At 63.6% G+C, this 17,047-nt stretch carries 17 protein-coding genes and 2 pseudogenes; 11 read left to right on the forward strand and 8 right to left on the reverse strand.

Features of this window, described 5'->3' with window-relative positions:
- Positions 1 to 26: 26 nt before the first annotated feature.
- Both LL972_RS01835 and LL972_RS01840 read right to left on the reverse strand, forming a co-directional pair.
- A complete protein-coding gene (locus tag LL972_RS01835; protein WP_228326161.1) occupies positions 27 to 260 on the reverse strand; it encodes a DUF1653 domain-containing protein in 234 nt (77 codons plus the stop codon).
- A 122-nt stretch (positions 261 to 382) separates the two neighbouring features.
- The gene (locus tag LL972_RS01840) at positions 383 to 589 is read right to left on the reverse strand and encodes a hypothetical protein (protein ID WP_228326162.1); all 207 of its coding nucleotides are present in this window, start codon (positions 587 to 589) and stop codon (positions 383 to 385) included.
- A 177-nt stretch (positions 590 to 766) separates the two neighbouring features.
- Here LL972_RS01840 and LL972_RS01845 point away from each other — a divergent pair, with 177 nt between their 5' ends.
- Positions 767 to 1,012, forward strand: a complete 246-nt coding sequence (locus LL972_RS01845) for a hypothetical protein (RefSeq protein WP_228326163.1) — start codon at positions 767 to 769, stop codon at positions 1,010 to 1,012.
- Here the strand turns inward: LL972_RS01845 and LL972_RS01850 are convergent.
- From LL972_RS01850 to LL972_RS01870, 5 genes are all read right to left on the reverse strand, one after another.
- Positions 965 to 2,443 (reverse strand): SulP family inorganic anion transporter, encoded by a 1,479-nt coding sequence (locus tag LL972_RS01850; RefSeq protein ID WP_228326164.1) that lies wholly within the window; start codon positions 2,441 to 2,443, stop codon positions 965 to 967. The two genes, LL972_RS01845 and LL972_RS01850, sit on opposite strands and share 48 nt — an antisense overlap.
- Before the next feature lie 407 nt (positions 2,444 to 2,850).
- Entirely contained in the window at positions 2,851 to 4,650 is a 1,800-nt protein-coding gene (locus LL972_RS01855; RefSeq protein ID WP_228326165.1) for a chloride channel protein, read from the reverse strand.
- Between the two features lie 167 nt (positions 4,651 to 4,817).
- Positions 4,818 to 5,594 carry a type I methionyl aminopeptidase gene (gene map, locus LL972_RS01860; protein WP_228326166.1) on the reverse strand — a complete coding sequence of 259 codons (777 nt, stop codon included), beginning with the start codon at positions 5,592 to 5,594 and terminating at the stop codon, positions 4,818 to 4,820.
- The gene (locus LL972_RS01865; RefSeq protein ID WP_228326167.1) at positions 5,591 to 5,803 is read right to left on the reverse strand and encodes a ParD-like family protein; all 213 of its coding nucleotides are present in this window, start codon (positions 5,801 to 5,803) and stop codon (positions 5,591 to 5,593) included. The genes map and LL972_RS01865 overlap by 4 nt, the downstream gene beginning before the upstream one ends.
- A gap of 133 nt (positions 5,804 to 5,936) precedes the next feature.
- Complete coding sequence (locus LL972_RS01870; RefSeq protein WP_323134198.1) at positions 5,937 to 7,148, reverse strand: MFS transporter; 1,212 nt, start codon at positions 7,146 to 7,148, stop codon at positions 5,937 to 5,939.
- A gap of 217 nt (positions 7,149 to 7,365) precedes the next feature.
- Between LL972_RS01870 and LL972_RS01875 the strand changes: the two genes are divergently transcribed.
- Positions 7,366 to 7,977, forward strand: coding sequence for a TetR/AcrR family transcriptional regulator (locus tag LL972_RS01875; protein ID WP_228326168.1), 612 nt, complete (start codon positions 7,366 to 7,368; stop codon positions 7,975 to 7,977).
- Positions 7,978 to 8,061: 84 nt separating this feature from the next.
- On the opposite strand, the gene LL972_RS01880 is transcribed toward LL972_RS01875, so the two are convergent.
- Positions 8,062 to 8,970, reverse strand: a complete 909-nt coding sequence (locus LL972_RS01880) for a LysR substrate-binding domain-containing protein (RefSeq protein ID WP_228326169.1) — start codon at positions 8,968 to 8,970, stop codon at positions 8,062 to 8,064.
- Between the two features lie 108 nt (positions 8,971 to 9,078).
- Here LL972_RS01880 and LL972_RS01885 point away from each other — a divergent pair, with 108 nt between their 5' ends.
- The 9 genes and pseudogenes from LL972_RS01885 (at position 9,079) to LL972_RS01925 (ending at position 16,594) form a co-directional block, all read left to right on the forward strand.
- Positions 9,079 to 10,182, forward strand: coding sequence for an alkene reductase (locus tag LL972_RS01885; RefSeq protein ID WP_228326192.1), 1,104 nt, complete (start codon positions 9,079 to 9,081; stop codon positions 10,180 to 10,182).
- Between the two features lie 741 nt (positions 10,183 to 10,923).
- Complete coding sequence (locus LL972_RS01890; protein ID WP_228326170.1) at positions 10,924 to 11,142, forward strand: hypothetical protein; 219 nt, start codon at positions 10,924 to 10,926, stop codon at positions 11,140 to 11,142.
- A 101-nt stretch (positions 11,143 to 11,243) separates the two neighbouring features.
- Positions 11,244 to 11,597 (forward strand): annotated as a pseudogene (locus LL972_RS01895) (baseplate J/gp47 family protein); the annotation flags it as partial.
- Positions 11,590 to 12,131, forward strand: a pseudogene (locus LL972_RS01900) (phage tail protein I); the annotation flags it as partial. The pseudogenes LL972_RS01895 and LL972_RS01900, both read left to right, overlap by 8 nt.
- Before the next feature lie 507 nt (positions 12,132 to 12,638).
- Positions 12,639 to 12,800, forward strand: coding sequence for a hypothetical protein (locus LL972_RS01905; RefSeq protein ID WP_228326172.1), 162 nt, complete (start codon positions 12,639 to 12,641; stop codon positions 12,798 to 12,800).
- Positions 12,801 to 12,889: 89 nt separating this feature from the next.
- Entirely contained in the window at positions 12,890 to 13,123 is a 234-nt protein-coding gene (locus LL972_RS01910; RefSeq protein WP_228326173.1) for a hypothetical protein, read from the forward strand.
- A 313-nt stretch (positions 13,124 to 13,436) separates the two neighbouring features.
- Positions 13,437 to 15,713: a methyl-accepting chemotaxis protein gene (locus LL972_RS01915; RefSeq protein ID WP_228326174.1), complete on the forward strand. Its 2,277-nt coding sequence runs from the start codon at positions 13,437 to 13,439 to the stop codon at positions 15,711 to 15,713.
- Positions 15,714 to 15,923: 210 nt separating this feature from the next.
- Positions 15,924 to 16,319 carry a hypothetical protein gene (locus tag LL972_RS01920; protein WP_228326175.1) on the forward strand — a complete coding sequence of 132 codons (396 nt, stop codon included), beginning with the start codon at positions 15,924 to 15,926 and terminating at the stop codon, positions 16,317 to 16,319.
- The gene (locus LL972_RS01925) at positions 16,316 to 16,594 is read left to right on the forward strand and encodes a hypothetical protein (protein ID WP_228326176.1); all 279 of its coding nucleotides are present in this window, start codon (positions 16,316 to 16,318) and stop codon (positions 16,592 to 16,594) included. The genes LL972_RS01920 and LL972_RS01925 overlap by 4 nt, the downstream gene beginning before the upstream one ends.
- The last annotated feature ends 453 nt before the right edge of the window (positions 16,595 to 17,047 follow it).

Here is a 17,047-nt window from a genome sequence, read left to right on the forward strand (position 1 = left end):
GTAACGTCGGAAAGACCAAGCAGCGCCTACTCCACTCGCTCGAACCGCAGACGCGCAACGCCCTCCACCTCGACCTGCGCGACGAACATCGCATACGGGCGCACCCATAGACCGATGTCGCTGTCCAACGGACGGTAGAGCACCAGCGGGGCCAGCGTTTCGCTGCACCGCACGACCCCGAGCACTTCATAACGGCCGCCCTTGAAGTGGCGGTACTGGCCCAGCGCGATGCTGGGCAATGGCGGCAACGAGGTGTCCATGGACGTCACAGGCTGGGCAATCCCCAAGTCTAGGCAGCCTGGCCGCCCCAGCCAGCACATGCCGCGCAACCGGCGGCATGCGGGGTCAACGATGCACGGCCGCGTGCAACGCTGCGACGCGCTTACTGGTCGTCGTCTTCGTCTTCGTCGTCTTCCTCGCTCAGGTCATCATCGTCCTCCACCGGATCTTCGATGCCATCGTCGTCATCGATCTCGCTGTCCTGCGCAGGCCCTTCCTGGATCGGCGCAGTGTCCCTGCCCGGCGCCTTGATGCCATCGGGCGGGGTCGGATCGTCCACGCCGCGGTTGCCGTTTTCGTCATTGCTCATGGTCAGCTCCAGCGGTGAAAGACCGCACGGCCACCCTCCTCCCGCAGATGTGATGCGCACGTGTGTCCTGCACGATTTCAGCGCACTCATGCCGGTCACGCATGCGCCAAACGAGCGCCACTGCATCCGGCCGGCGCTCGTGGCCGTACTGATGGAAACGCCCACGGAGTCACCCGCATGCCGAGCCTGATCCGCGACCTGGAAGACCTGCTCGCCGCCTGGAAGGCCGAGGCCAGAACCTTCGATGCCTGCGACATGCCGGCCTCCGCGCTGGCCTTCCGCGACTGCCACCGTCGCCTGTCCGCGTTGCTGGACGAACATGCACGCCACACGGCCGCGCCAGTGGTCGAGCGGGTCGCGCACGAGCAGCAGAACTCAGTGCCCCAGCTGCAGGCGCGCGCCATCGCGCCGATGGGTTCCTAAGGTGTCGATCAGCGTGTCGCTGGCCTGATTCACGCCGACCACTTCGACCTCGGCACCGTGCGCGCGTAGCTTGAGCACCACCCGATCCAGCGCCGCCACCGCGCTGATGTCCCAGAAGTGCGCGTGGCTCAGATCGATCAGCACCTTCGGCGGCGTGCCCGGGAAATCGAAGCTGGCCACGAACTGCCCGGCCGATGCAAAGAACACCTGGCCGTGCACCGCATACACGCGCACCCCGTCGTCACGCTCGCTGGCCTGCACCTGCAACATGCGCCCGACCTTGCGCGCAAAGAACAGCGCCGACAGCAGCACCCCGGCCAGCACGCCGCGGGCCAGATCATGCGTCCATACCGTGACCACAACGGTGCCCAGCATCACCACCGACGAACTCCCCGGGTGCGTGCGCAGATCGCGTAACGACCCCCAGCTGAAGGTGCCGATGCTGACCATGATCATCACCGCCACCAATGCGGCCATCGGAATCTGGCGCACCCAGGGCGCGCCATACACCACCATCAGCAGCAGGACGACGCCGGCCACCAGGCACGACAAGCGCCCACGTCCGCCCGAGCGCACATTGATCACCGATTGCCCGATCATCGCGCAGCCGGCCATGCCACCGAAGCAACCGGCCAGCAGGTTCGCCAGTCCCTGGCCTGCGCATTCGCGGTTGCGCTGCGACGGGGTGTCGGTGAGGTCTTCGACAATCTGTGCGGTCATCAACGACTCCAGCAAGCCCACCACGGCCAGCGTCGTCGACACCGGCAGCAGGATGCGCACGCTGTCCCACGTCAGCGGCACATCCGGCAGCAGGAACACCGGCAAGCTGTCGGGCAGACGGCCCATGTCGCCCACGTTGCGGATGTCGATGTCCCAATACGCGCACACCGCCGTCAGCACCACGATGGCAACCAGCGGCGAGGGAATCGCCGTGGTGAAGCGCGGCAGCAGATAGATGATGGCCAGGCCCGCCGCACACACCGCGTGGACCGGCCATGGCATGCCGACCAGCTCCGGCAACTGCGCCAGGAAGATCAAAATCGCCAACGCATTGACGAAGCCGGTGATCACCGAGCGCGAGACAAAGCGCATCAACGCACCCAGGCGACATACCGCCGCGATCAGCTGCAGCACGCCGGCCAGCACGGTGGCCGCCAGCAGATACTGCAGCCCATGGTCCTTGACCAGGTCCACCATCAACAACGCCATTGCGCCGGTGGCGGCAGAAATCATGCCGGGCCGGCCACCGGCGATCGAGGTCACCACCGCAATACAGAACGCCGCGTACAGCCCAACCTTGGGGTCGACGCCGGCAATGATCGAAAACGCGATGGCTTCGGGAATCAGCGCAAGCGCGACCACGATGCCGGCGAGCACATCGCCACGCACGTTGCCGAGCCATTGCTGGCGCAACGAGAACACTCTGGACATTGAAACGACTCCGCGCACCGGCACACACACCGCGCGACTACATGAACGTCAAACACCTGGACCTTCGCAGCAACTGCGAGCGCGTGATGCCTCAGGTCAGGGTGGTGTCATGTGTCGGAGGAAATCGTTTTGGACGGATGTCGATGCTAACGCGTTGATACCGGTCTGGACAACCCGATGGCGCGCTGCTGCGCACACGCGTCGACTAGTCGAGGGTGAGCAACGCTGCCGATGCGTGAGCGCCGCCAACGCGCAGGCCGCTGGGAAGATGCGTGTTGGCATCGCATGGTGCCGCTGTCGATGGGCAAGCTGCACGTGTCGCGGGCGCATGACGTTGCCGAGTACGCAGTGGATGTGCCGGACCAGCACGCGCCCTGTCGCTTCAGCCGCTGCCGGCAGCACGTGGCTCAGTCATCGCCGACCACACGCTCTCCCATCAATTCGCGCTCGCGTTTTTCCAGTTCCTCGGCATAGCGCTTGCGCACGAAGCTTTCCGACAGCACGCCCAGCACCTTGCGCTGGGCATCGATCACTGCCAGCTCGTCGGCCTGCGTGGCGTCGAAGACCTTCATCACCGCCACGATGTCGGTGTCTGCCAGCAACGCCGCATCCCGATGCCTGGCGTAGTCGCTCACCGGCGCATCGGCCTGCACGTTGTCCGCGTACAGCACCGCCAGCGGCACCACACCGGCGTAATGGCCGGCCGCGTCTTCCAGCACCACGCGCTGCGTGGACCCCAACGGAAACCGCCGGCGAAACTCGCTGACCGTGGTGTCGTGCGCGGTGTGGTTGGCGTCCTTGCGCATCATCTTGCCGGCCGACAGATTGCGCACCCAGCCCACGTCGCGTGCGCTGCGGATGTTTTCGCCACGCAGATGCAGGCGCCAGGTGGAGAACGAATAGCCAAACACCTGGCGCACCACGGTATTGGCCACCAGCACCGCCACCATCACCGCGCTCGCCAGCACAAAGTCGTGCGTGCCTTCCAGGATCAGCATGGCCATCGTCATCGGCGCACCGACAATGGCCGCCGCCAACGCGGCCATGCCCACCAACGAGGCGCTGGTGATGTCCACTGCCGCGGCCCCGACCAGCAGATTCAGGAACACCGCAAACAGGCTGCCCACCAGCGAGCCCATGAACAACGGGGCGAAGAACAACCCGCCACGGAAGCCGAAGCCCAGCGAGATGCCCGACGCGATGCATTTGAGCACAAGCACACTGGCCAACACCTGTAGCGTGCTGCTGCTGGTCAGGTCCAGATGCAGGGCGCCATGGCCCGACGACAGCACTTGCGGCGAGTACATCGCCAATGGAATCAACAACAACCCGCCCACCACCGGGCGGCCCCAGATCGGCAGCGCGATCCGCCCCACGGCGCGTTCGATACCGGCCACCAGCCGCATCACCGCGATGCCGATCAACGCGCAGGTCAGCCCCAGCGCGATGTAGATCGCATAGTCGCGCGGCTGTAATTGATAGGCGACCGCCGCCGGCAACGAATACGGCGCGGCACCGAGCGCGTTGGCCATGAACGCACCGGCCAGGGCCGCCGCAGCCACCGGCGCAAGCGCCGACGGCGTATAGGCACCGATCACGATCTCGAACGCGTAGAACGCACCGGCCAGCGGCGCCCCGAACGCACCGGCGATCGCGCCGGCCGCACCGGCACCGACCAGCGTGCGCATGTCGGCCCGGCGCACCCGCAACACGCGCCCCAGCTGCGACCCCGCGCCTGCGCCCATCTGCGTATAGGTCGCCTCCAGTCCCACCGATGCGCCAACGCCATTGGACAGCAGCGTCTGCACCGCAACGATCAGGTTGTCGCGCATCGACATGCGCCCACCGTGCAAGGCATTGGCTTCCACCGCATCCACCAGCGGCCGCTTGCGCCGCCGCGCCAGCAATGCCACCAGGCCCACCAACAGGCCGCCCAGCGGCAACGCCAGCAACTGGGTGGTGGTGATCGATTCGGCGGTACTGAGTCGCTCACCCGGCGCAAGCCCGTACAGCCAAGCCTGCAGCACGTGCGCCATACCAGCCTGCACCACCATCAGCGCCGCGGCGATCAGCCCGACCAGCGCCGCCAACCCGATGAACCACAGATCGTTGGCACGCAACTGCCGGCGCAACCACTCCAGCGGCCGTCGCCAGGGTGCGACCGCCGGGTGCACGGCGTGCGTGGCGTTGTGGGCAAGTGGCTGCATGGAAGACCAGCGCTCCGCCGGATCAGGGTGCCGGCGCACGGGAGACGCCAGCCATGCGATCTAGTGTGCAGCAGTCTTGCTGACCTGCCGCAGTCTGGCCGCGGCAGAGCAATCAACGAGCAAGGGGCGACCGCCGGTGCAGGCCGCACGCCGCCCGTCCGAAGCGCTCACCCCAGCACACACAGCGGCGTTTCCCCGGGGCGCAAGGTCAGCACACGCACACCGGTGCGCGTCACCGCCACGGTGTGCTCGAACTGCGCCGACAACGTGCCGTCGCGCGTATGCACCGGCCAGTGATCCGGCTCGGCGCGGATCGCCGCCCTGCCCTGATTGAGCATCGGCTCGATGGTGAACACCATGCCTTCCTGCAGCGGCATCCCGGTGCCGGCATGCCCGTAGTGCAGGATCTGCGGCTCCTCATGCATCTGCCGGCCGATGCCATGCCCGCAATATTCCTTCACCACGCTATAGCCCTGCTCGCGCGCATGCCGTGCAATCGCATGACCGATATCGCCCAGCCGCGCGCCCGGACGTACCGCGGCAATCCCCTTCCACATCGCCTGATAGGCAGCCTGCACCAACCGCCGCGCCGGATATGCCACCTCGCCCACCAGGTACGTCGTGCTGGAGTCGGCGATATAGCCGTTCTTTTCCAGCGTGATATCCAGATTGACGATCTGCCCGTTGCGCAGCACGTCCGCGGCCGCGGGAACGCCATGGCACACCACATCATCGATCGAGGCGTTGAGCACGAAGGGAAAGTCGTACTGCCCCTTGCTGGCCGGCCGCGCGCCCAGCTCATCGACAATCATCCGCTCGACGAAGTCGTTGAGTTCCAGCGTGCTGCGGCCTGCCAGCGGCAGCTGATCCAGAGCATGGAACACCTGCGCCAGCAGCGCACCTGCGTTGGCCATCAACGCAATCTCCGCCGGCTGCTTGATCATGTCCGCGCCGGTTTCAAGGATGGCGGCCGCACGCCCGCCGCCCGCAGCTCCTGCGCCACGATCTGCTGAAACGACAACTCCGGATGCATCTCGCACAGCATGCCGACCTTGATCCAGAACGTGGCCTGCGCATTGATCGACCGGCTGGTCACCGTGCACGCGCGACGCAGCTGATCGTGCAGTTCGTCATCGATATTGACGATTCCCATGCAAGCTCCAATGTTGTGAATATACGAATCGTATATGAAACGCATATCCGCACACAAACGCCGGTACAGGCCCTCGGCTGCGCTCGAGGTATGCCAAGCGAACGCAGCCGGGAAGGAAACCAGGGGCGGCGCGCTAGTGGCCGGCAACCGGCGAGCGTGCGCCCGCGGCAAACCCATGGCGCCTGGCACGCCATGCAATCAACCATCCGATGGCCAGCAGCAAGGCCATGGCAACCGGGAAAGTCTGCGCGCCCCAGTGGTCCAGCAGCACGCCGCCCACCACACCACCGCCGGCGATGACGCTGTTCCAGGCAACCACATTGAGCGACAGCGCCACATCGGCGCCTTCGCCTGCGCTGTCGGCAAGTGCCGTCTGCAGCAGGGTCGCCGCGCCGCCAAAGGTCAGGCCCCACACCGCCACACACACGTAGACCACAGGCTGCACGTTCTGCAGGAATGCCAGCACCACCGAGATCGCAAGGAACGTTGCCAACGACACCAACACCGTGCCACGCAGGTGCTGCTCCACCAGCCTTGCTGCCACGCCGATGCCAGCCAATGCCGCAACGCCGAAGATCAGCAGCAACACATCCACACGATGGCCCAGCCCGGCGTGGGCAGCAAACGGCGCCACATAGGTGTACAGGATGTTGTGGGCCAGCATCCACGCCATCACCGTGGCGAGCACCGGGCGCACGCCCGGCGTGCCAAGCACCTTGCGTAGCGGCACCCGCTGCGCTGCGGACTGGCCCGGGTAATCTGGCACCTTCAGCAGCACCCACACGATCAGGATCAGCGTCAATCCGGACATGGCGGCAAACGCGCTCCGCCAGCCCAGCAGGCCACCCATCCAGGTGCCCAGCGGCACCCCGAGGGAGAGCGCAACCGGCGTGCCCACCATCGCAATCGCCATGGCCCTGCCCTGCTGGTCCGGCTGCACCATGCGCCGCGCATAACCGGCAAGCAGGCTCCACGCCAGGCCTGCTGCCGCGCCGGCAAAGAAGCGCGCCACCAAGGTCAGGCTGTAATTGCTCGACAGTGCAGTGACCGAGTTGAACAACAGGAAGCCGATGATGGTGAGCAACAGCACGTTACGCCGCCGCCACTGCTGGGTTGCAATGGTCAGCGGGATGGCAGCCACCACCGAACCCAGCGCGTACGCGGTCACCGTCTGCCCGGCCAGTGCCGGGCTGATGCCAAGGCCTGCGGACAGTTGCGGCAACAGCCCTGCCGGCAGGGTTTCGGTCACGATGCAGATGAAACCGGTCATGGCCAGCGCCAACAGGGCGGCGATCGGTAATGGCGGCGGGATCGCGCCGGCGGTGGATGCAGTTGGAGAAGTCACACGCTGTCCTTCGTTGGGGAGGGAGATTTCTGCCTGGCTGGCTATATCAATATCGATCGATACATATCTAGGCCAAAAAAAAGGTCTTCGTCTTGAGACCTGCCAGCCGGCAATACCAAATCCTGATCTGTATCGTTCGATATATATATCCGCGGTGCAGCATCATTGTCAACGACATATGTATCGACTAGTCTTGATGTAGAGATCGGAGGGCGCCATGGCGCAAATGGGAAGGCCGCGCAGCTTTGACCGCGACGCCGCGGTCGAGCAGGCGCTTCACCTGTTCTGGGAACAGGGCTACGAATCCACCTCGCTGAGCCAGCTCAAGGCCGCGATTGGCGGCGGCATCACCGCGCCCAGCTTCTATGCCGCGTTCGGCTCGAAGGAAGCGCTCTTCAGGGAATGCATGGACAGCTACCTGGCGACCTATGCAAAGGTGACCCACTGCTTGTGGGACACCACGCTCGGCCCGAAACAGGCGGTGGAACTCGCGCTGCGCCGCTCGGCCAAGATGCAGTGCGAGCGCGGCCACCCGAAAGGCTGCATGGTCACGCTGGGAGTGATGAGCGCGCCGTCGCCGGAGTTCTCGGCACTGTGCGCGCCGCTGACGCGCTCGCGCGCCCGCACCCGCGCCGGCATCCGCGCCTGCGTGGACCGCGCCATCGCCAGCGGAGACCTCGGGCCGGCCGCCGACGCTGCCGCACTGACCTGCGTGTTCGACAGCTTCCTGCTCGGGCTCTCCACGCTCGCCCGGGATGGCATGAGCTTCAAGGCGATGGATGCCGCGATCACGCAGCTCATGGGGTTCTGGGATGCGCAGGCCGGCTAGGCAGGTAGCGCTTCAACCCGACTCAAGCCGCCGGACCTGGTGACAGGTATCGCTGGCGGCGGCAGCGCGCATCGCGCTGCGCCTTCAGTCGAAGGTGCCGATCGCAGCAAGCCGCACCAACTCGTCCACCACGTAGCGCACCTTCGGGCGCAAGTGACGCGTGCGCGGCCAGAGCGCGTAGATTTCGATGCAATAGCCCGTGCACTCTTCCAGGACGAGCTGCAGCCTGTCCGCCTGGATGTGCGGGCGCACCAGCGAGATCGGCATCTGGCAGATGCCCAGACCTGCGATCGCAGCGTCGATGACAGCGTCCCCGTCATTCAACTGGTGCGTTCCTTGCGGCACAAAATCGCGGTCGGTCACCTTGCCGCCAAACCTCCAGCCAACAGGCTGGCCGTTACGGAAGCCGACGATGCTGCGATGCGCCTGCAGGTCCTTGATCGTGCGGGGAGTGCCGTGCGCAGCGAGATACGCGGTTGATGCGCATAGCACCAGTCGCTGGCGTCCCAGTTTGCGTGCCACCAGCCCACCTGAACTCTCAAGTCCGCCAAACCGGATCGTCAGGTCGATGCCTTCCTGGGCCGGGTCGATCAGATGGTCGTTGAAGGAGAGCGTGTAGTGGAGATCGGGATGCGCTGCGCCGATGCGAAGCAGGATCGGCAACATGACGTGGCGGCCGAAAGACGACGGCATGTCCACACGCAGCCGGCCGGTGGGCAATGACGACTGCGAGGCCAGGCCGGCTTCAGCACTGGCGATCTCTTCCAACGCAGCGGCGCATGCAGCGAAATAGGATTCGCCGTCAGCGGTGAGCGCGATGCGGCGCGTGGTGCGATGGAACAGGCGCACGCGCAGCCGCGCCTCCAGGCGGGCGATCGCCTTGCCTACCGCCGAGCGCGAGATCCCCAGCGACGCGGCCGCCTCGGTGAATGTGCTGGAACGTGCCGCAGTGACGAAGGTGACCAGCCCATTGAGTGTCTCGACAGGAATCATCCGACCTCCGTTGGGGAATTGATGTCCCCAATGACGGGACTCCTGGCACCTTTATGTGCATCGAAGTCAACCTTACCTTCTTTAGCCTATTCCCACCAACTAGCCCCCATGACATCAAAGATCTTTCAACCCTTCGATCTCGGCGACACCCGGCTGAGCAACCGCATCGTGATGGCACCGATGACCCGCGCCCGCAATCCGGAATACGTTGCGAACGCATTGACGGCGACGTATTACGCCCAACGCGCAAGCGCAGGCCTGATTGTCAGCGAGGGCACGCCTGTCTCGCAGCAAGGCCAGGGCTATATCGATGTGCCCGGCATCTGGTCGCAGGAGCAGGTCGCCGGGTGGAAGGTGGTGACCGATGCGGTGCATGTCCAGCAGGGCAATATCTTCGCCCAGCTGTGGCATGTGGGCCGCATGTCGCATACCTCGCTACAGCCCAATGGCGCTGATCCGGTGAGCGCGAGCACGCGCCCGGTTGCATCCAGCTCCAAGAGCTTTGCATTCATCTACCGCGAGGACGGAACGCGGGGCACGGTTGAGCCCAGCCCGCCGCGTGCGCTCGAGACCGAAGAGGTACCGGGCATCGTCAGGGATTTCGAGCAGGCGGCCCAACGCGCGATCGATGCAGGCTTCGACGGCATCGAGATCCACGCGGCCAATGGCTACCTTTTCGAGCAGTTTCTCAACCCGATCACCAACGACCGTGTCGACGCCTACGGTGGCTCGCTGCAGAACAGGGCGCGGCTCATTCTCGAGACCGTGGATGCGGTGGCAGCGCGCATCGGCTCGGGCAAGGTGGGAATCCGCCTTGCACCGAACAATCGCCAATTCGACATGCCCGCGTACGCGGAGAGCGAGGCCAGCTATCTGTACCTGGCCGAAGAACTGGCCAAGCGTGCGCTTGCGTATGTGCATCTAAACGACAACCACGCAAACGGCTCTCCCGACATGAGCGAAACGTTCCTCGCAGCGTTCAAGCGCAGCTACGGCGGCACCGTGATCCTTGCGGGCAAATTGACCCTGGAATGGGCCACTCGGTTGATCGACCAGGGAGTGATCGACCTGGCCGCGTTCGGCCAGCCCTTCATTGCAAACCCGGACCTCGTGGCACGCCTGCAGACAGGTGTCCCGCTCGCCACTCCGGATCGCGACACCTACTACGGCGGCGGTGCCGAGGGTTACACCGACTATCCGGCCGCAACCTGATCGCAACCTGACGAGAAGCATCCATCGCGTCGATGCATCCGCCGGCGGCTGCCGCTGCGCCCTGCGAATTCGTCTCCATACGGATATCGCAGCGCAGTGGCATGCTCCTGCGCGGGGCTGCAGCGCACATGGAGGTGTACGCGAGTGACGCGTCGTCCCTTGCATTGGCGGTGCACGTGATTGCCGGCGACTCGCCATTGACCAACCCTGCCCCAGCAAGTCTTGATGGACCTTCCAACGACCTCGGTAGCTTGGATATGGCAGCACGACAAGTGGCGGCGTGACAGCCGCGTGCGGCCAGACTGGCGCATTGGCCAATGCCCGACATGAGAGGTTGGGCGACATGGCTAGCTGCCTTGACCTTGACGCGTGTGCTCGCTCATCGACCACTAGAGCCCAGTCTGAAGATGCGGCAGGCACGACCACGCAGTGCCAGAGATTCTTGAAATGCGTGACGCAGACTCCGGCGCTTCCCGTTGACACGCGTCAGGAGCCGGAGCGAGTATGCGTGCGTCGCCGCATATTCGGCGACCAGGCTTGGCGGCCCGACTGTCAGCGGCGAAAGCCGCATTGAGCATGCTCTGCGGCTTTTTCGTGCCCGGCGTTGTCTGTTTTTATGGACGGTCGGACGGGGAGGCTGCAAAGCCTGCCGGCGCTGACCCGGTCCGCCAACCCCGTTCGGTCGTCCACCCTGCTTGGCGGCGTGGTGGATGGTTCGCTCATCGAATTGGAGTCAGCACCATGTTCTACAGCACCCAACAAGCACCCGTTTCTGCGGCGCGTCAGATCGCCCAGCATATCGTCCTGATCGCCAATACCTTCGAATGCAGCCATGCCGCGTGGCTGAGCCGGATGGCACGCCTCGCAGATACAGACAAGGCCATCCACGCCTTTACGCTTGCCGGAGATGGTGCACCAATCGCTGCCGTCGATGCCTTGCATGCGCAGGTGCGGCCATGAGCCTGAGCAAACAGTTCCGCGTCTGCACGGGCATCACCCTCAGCTTCGAGATGATGCAGGGCTATGTGCTGGCGATGTTGCATTCCCACGCGCAGCCTGATCTGGACGAGGTCGCTGCGATCCTCATCAACGATGACGTACGCCCGCTGACTGACAATGTCTCTGTCCAGAGCGCCCAGATCGTCCCGTATGCCATTCGTGGGCGCGTCTACACCTACGCTGGCCCGGACTCGGCGGTCGTCATGCGCGAGGCACTGCGCAGCCTGCAGGCGTATTTGGATGAGGCACACCGCATCGGTCGCGACGTGCCCGAATCGGCGATCAAGGCCAAGCTGTTCGCCGATAGTGTGCAGCGCGTCGAACTGGACTCGCCTGCCGCCGACATCCGGATCAGCCGCACGCAGGCCGCCTACTGCGCCGCGATCGACATCGTGCACGCCGGCATCGATGAGTAGTTCACCGCTGCCACCCAACGCCACGCCGATGGAGCGCGCCTGGCGGCCGTCACCAAGCGCCTGGAAGCGATCCCGCTGCAGTATTCAGATCTGTGGAATCCGGATACGTGCCCAGCCGGCCATCTGCGATGGCTGGCGTGGACGCTATCGGTCGACGACTGGAAGGCCGACTGGAGCGATGCGGTCAAGCGTTCGCGCCTGCGTAGCGCCATGGCAATTCAGCGCCGCAAGAGCACCGCCAACAGCGTCCGCATGGTGGTGGCCTCGTTCTGTGATGCGGTGACCATCCGCGAGTGGTGGCAGCAGCAGCCACGGGGCCAACCGCACACGTTCGAGCTGACGCTCACGCTCAACGGTTCCGACGGGCGGGCTGCGAGCGCTCGGTTTGTCGACGAGATTATCGCCGAGGTTGAGCGCAGCAAGCCCGTTCGCTCGCACTTCGGCTTCGTGCAAGGGCTGCAAGCAACCGGCAACGTCTCGCTGGTCACCGGTATTCGCATCATCAACTACCGCCGTCTATCGATGACGGCGCAGGGATTTTCTTCGGCTCGACAGCCGACGAACTGCACATGCTCCATCGTCACTGCCTTGCTCTCGATGGCAGCGGCCAGGTCTGCAAAAGCTCGCCAGAAGTGCCATCGCCGGAGAATCGCGGGCACCCTACTACCGACAGGAAGGGATGGTCGAAGCCTTCACTCGTATGCAAGCATATAAGACGGCTATCCCGCCCGGCACCCACACGGGCGTAGCCACCGATCGGACTTCTTAATGGGTGCCGGCAAGACGCTGCTCAAGCGTCGCGCGGGGTGAGCGACCATCGGTCCCGCGTCCGGCAGCGCAAAAATTGCGCCACGGGCGTTTCGTGAGCCATACATCTCAAGCCCTTCGCCATGTCAAGAAGTTCTGATGGTTGAAACGTTGAACGTAAGAGGCTCAGCACCCAGTGAGGGGCCATCTGATTCAAGGTAATGCAGCAGCTCAACAATACCGATCAGCTCATCAAGGTTGGTCCACTGCTAAGCGCGAATCCGACCGGAAGCAATGAGCACCCAATCCCATCGCCAAGCCCTCAAGACCAAGTCAAGCCTCAAGGTCAAGGGCACGCTGGGCACTGACAGCGGCACCACCATCGGCGGGTCAGGAAAACACTTACAGTCACATTCGTCTATTGCCGATAGCGGCTTGAGGCTTTTTCTTCAATGATGGCGTGTTACTCGGCGAGCATCGATAGCCGAACGTCTGACACTGATGTTGGATGAAGGTAGGTGCCTGCCCCATCAAGGAGGATGTCTATGGGCGTCACCGCAATCCGGCACGTGGGCGATTACCTGCTCACTGCCCACATCATTCCGTGCGATGGAAAGTTCCTGCCGGAGCTTCTGCTTTCCAAGCCCGGCGGCATCACGTTGCACCGATACCAACGTCCATGTGTCGCCTTTGCCGACCAACGCGCCGCGTATGACTACGCCAAACGCTGGATGGCTGCGTGCAACGTATCAAGCACAGGCTCGGTTAGCGCAGCCTAGCAATGGGCAGCACGACGACTGCTTCATCGTCTGTGGGAAGCCGCGCTCGATGCGAGCCTTCCATGCCGCCAACTGTTCGAGTGTGTAACCTCGATCGGCTTCGCCGGTGCCGACAAGGCATTGCTTTGCGCAACCACGCTGCCTGACATGCGTCAGGAGCACCCCGACAGCTCGGACGTTTTCTGAAGGGTTAGCGGATCGTTTAGTGACAGGCATTCCAGTTTTGAACGAGAGCGCCGTTATCGGGAAGCCGATGCCAGGCTCGCCAACAGCCTGGACATCGATGCATCCACTGATCTCTCCTGGGACGTCCATGATCGCTTTTCTTCAACGCTTCAACGTCGGCCACCGCTTGGCCGTTGCATTTGGAATTTTGATTCTTCTCTCAGGCCTGCTTGTGGCCACCGGCCTGAGCACCATGGCGAACGCACGCGCACAGCTGGACTTCATCGTTCTCGACCGCACCGCCAAGATCCAGATCGGCAACGGCATGCTGGATGCCAACTCCTCGCTCCTGATCGCACTGGGCACGTATGCCATGGCGACAAGCGAAGAACTCAACACCGAAGCACTCAACACGATCAAGGCCCAGCGCCAGCGCTACCAGGAGCTGCGCACCAAGCTGGACGCCCTGTCCAGCTCGGAGGAAGGGCGGAAGATTCGTGCCGAGATGGACGAGCGTCGGGCGACCTCCGTGAAGTTCAACGACGAAGTCATCGCACTGGCAGCCAGGAACGAGAACGCGCAGGCCCAGGACATTCTCAGTGAGCAAGGGCGGCCCGCCACCCTCGCCTGGCAGGACAAGATCCGCGAACTCGTCACCCGTCAGGAAGGACAGAGCAGACAGGCCTACGCAGAAGCAGTCAAGTCGATGGATCGGGGCAAGCTCCTGCTCATCCTTGGCGGTGCCGCTGTCGTCCTGGTCAGCAGCCTGCTGGCGTGGCTCATCACCCGAAGCCTGACCCAGCCGCTGGCACGCGCCACGAAAGCGGCCGAGGCGATCGCCAATGGCCAGCTCGGCAACAACGTGCAGACACAGGCCAAGGACGAAACCGGCCGGTTGCTGCGCGCCATGCAGGGCATGCAGGGCATGCAAACGCAGCTTCAGTCACTTCTGACCGCACAGGCCGACATGGCCAGGCGCCACGATGAAGGCCAGACCAGCTTCCGCATGGATGCCCAGGCCTTCCCGGGCGACTATGGCCGCATGGCCGAGGACACCAATGCCCTTGTGGCCTCCCACCTGGCCGTGCAGTCGAACCTTGCACGGATCATGGGCCGCTATGCCATTGGTGACCTGAGCGAGAGCATGGAGCGCCTGCCCGGTGAAAAAGCCGTGCTGACGCAGACCATGGACGAGGTCAAGGCAAACCTGTCTGCCATGAACATCGAGATCAAGCAGCTGGCGCAGTCCGCCGCCAACGGTGACTTCACGGCGCGCGGCGATGCCGAGCGCTTCCAGTACGATTTCCGCGTCATGGTGGAGAGCTTGAACCTGCTCATGGCCACCGCGGACAGCAACCTGCAATCGCTGTCCTCGCTGCTGCAATCCATCGCTGCAGGTGACCTCACCGCGCGCATGACCGGCGAGTTCAAGGGGGTCTTCGTCCAGATGCGCGATGACGCCAACACCACTGCTGCGCAGCTTGCAGAGATCGTTGGGCGCATCCAGCAGTCGGCAGTGTCCATCAATTCGGCGGCCAGCGAGATTGCCGCCGGCAACCAGGATTTGTCGCAGCGCACCGAGCAGCAGGCGGCCAACCTGGAGGAGACGGCTGCCTCCATGGAAGAGCTGACCTCCACGGTTCGCCAGAACGCGGAACATGCACGTCAAGCCAATCAGTTGGCGATCGGTGCCGCAGGCGTCGCCTCGCAAGGCGGCGAGATCGTCAGCAAGGTCGTGGGGACCATGGCCGGCATCGAAGCCTCGTCCAAGAAGATTGCCGACATCATCAGCGTGATTGACGGCATCTCGTTCCAGACCAACATCCTGGCCTTGAATGCTGCCGTGGAGGCGGCGCGGGCTGGTGAGCAAGGTCGTGGGTTTGCGGTGGTTGCATCGGAAGTGCGGACCCTGGCCCAGCGTTCCACCGCCGCGGCCAAGGAAATCAAGACCCTGATCGATGACTCTGTCGAGCGCGTCACCGAAGGTTCTGCGCTGGTGCACACGGCGGGCACCACGATGGCCGAGATCGTCTCCAGCGTGCAGCGCGTCACCGACATCATGGGTGAAATCTCTGCAGCCTCACAGGAACAGTCGGCAGGCATCGAGCAGGTCAACATCACCGTGACGCAGATGGATGAAACCACGCAGCAGAACGCCGCACTGGTTGAGGAGGCGACCGCTGCAGCCCGTGCCATGGAAGAACAAGCCACGCAGCTGACCGAGGCGGTAGCGGTCCTCAAGATCGACAAAGAGAAAGTTCTTCCGATCCAAGCAAATTTTCCTAAAACCGCCATCGCCAGCTCAAGCAGCAAGCAGAAGGCAGCGCCGTTGAAGACAGCCGCAAACGCTGTCCCGCACCGAGCACCGCGCAAACTCGCGTCCATCACTGGCTCAACAGACGGCGCAGGTTGGCAGGAGTTTTGACCCAGCCGAAGTGGGCCCAGATTTTCTGGGCCCACCGGTGTTCCGATTCGCCCCATCATTCCGTGCGTCGTGAATGCGCTACGCAAACTCCCGCGCTTTCCCGTTGACACGCGCCAGGAGCCGGAGCGAGTATGCGTGCGTCGTCGCACATTCGGCGACCGGGATTGGTCTCCCGAATCAAAAGGCGCACCAGCGCCCATCGATCGATGCATGGCGCTTTTTTTTCACCCGCATCGTCGCGGGCGCATGCCGGCCAGCTTTATGGCGGGCGGTGCGCGGGGGCCGCAAGGCCCACCGGTTCCTTTTGGCCGGCAGACCAACCGCGCACTGTCCGCCACCCCGATTGGTCTCGGCGTGGCGGATTCCAAAACACAAAAGGAGTCCAGCATGTCTTACAACACCCAAGTAGCGCCCGCGTCTGCGGCGCGCCATATGCCCCAGCATGTGGGTCTAATCGCCAACACCCTCGAATGCAGCCATACCGCGTGGCTGAGCCTGATGGCACGCATCGGGAGTACAGGCAAGACAACCCGGGCCATCACGATTGCCGACGCTGCTGCAGCGATCACTGCCGTCGATGCCTTAGATGTGCAGGTACGGCAATGAGCACTAGCAAACAGTTCCGCGTCTGCACAGACGTCACCCTCAGCTTCGAAATGATGCAGGGCTATGTGCTGGCCATGCTGCATTCCCACGCGCAGCCTGATCTGCCGCCGGTCCTGATCGCCTGCGAAGCCACCGGCCTTGATGACGTCTTGCCGGGCGGCGATACGCAGAGCATCGTGCTGGGTCGGATGCATGTCTGCATGCATGAGGACCCCGCGGTTGACGTCCTTACTTGGCTGCGCAAGCAAGCGCACCGCAACGGAGCCGCACGATGAATACCGCACACGCAATTGCTTATCCAGAAGACGCCAACTACGCGATCAGCGAAGAAGAAGACGTTTCCCGGTAGTTTCCGAGCCACAAAAAAGGCACTTGGACGCGCGTCCAAGTGCCTGCGTTTCATTGGTGGGCCCAGAAGGATTCGAACCTTCAACCAAAGGATTATGAGTTTGTCGTCAACACGCTATGCTCAGGAAACCAAGCATAAGACAACGTAAGCAGCAGAATAGAAAAGTAAGTTGCGACAGCAGTTTAGCGCAGCTTGGCGAAGATGGGAAAAACTCAGCTCTGTACCGCTGGAGTACCGCTATCGGAAACAACCTTGAATCCGCAGACGTTCATGACGACTGCTCTACAGGTTGACGGTGGTCACTCGGTAATCCCCCCACTTCTAGCGGTCGCCAGAAGTGGAGCTAAGTGGCCATCGCCAACTTCATGGCAGGCGTGAT

The sequence above is a fragment of the Xanthomonas campestris pv. asclepiadis genome (assembly GCF_020784175.1).
Lineage (GTDB): Bacteria > Pseudomonadota > Gammaproteobacteria > Xanthomonadales > Xanthomonadaceae > Xanthomonas > Xanthomonas campestris_D.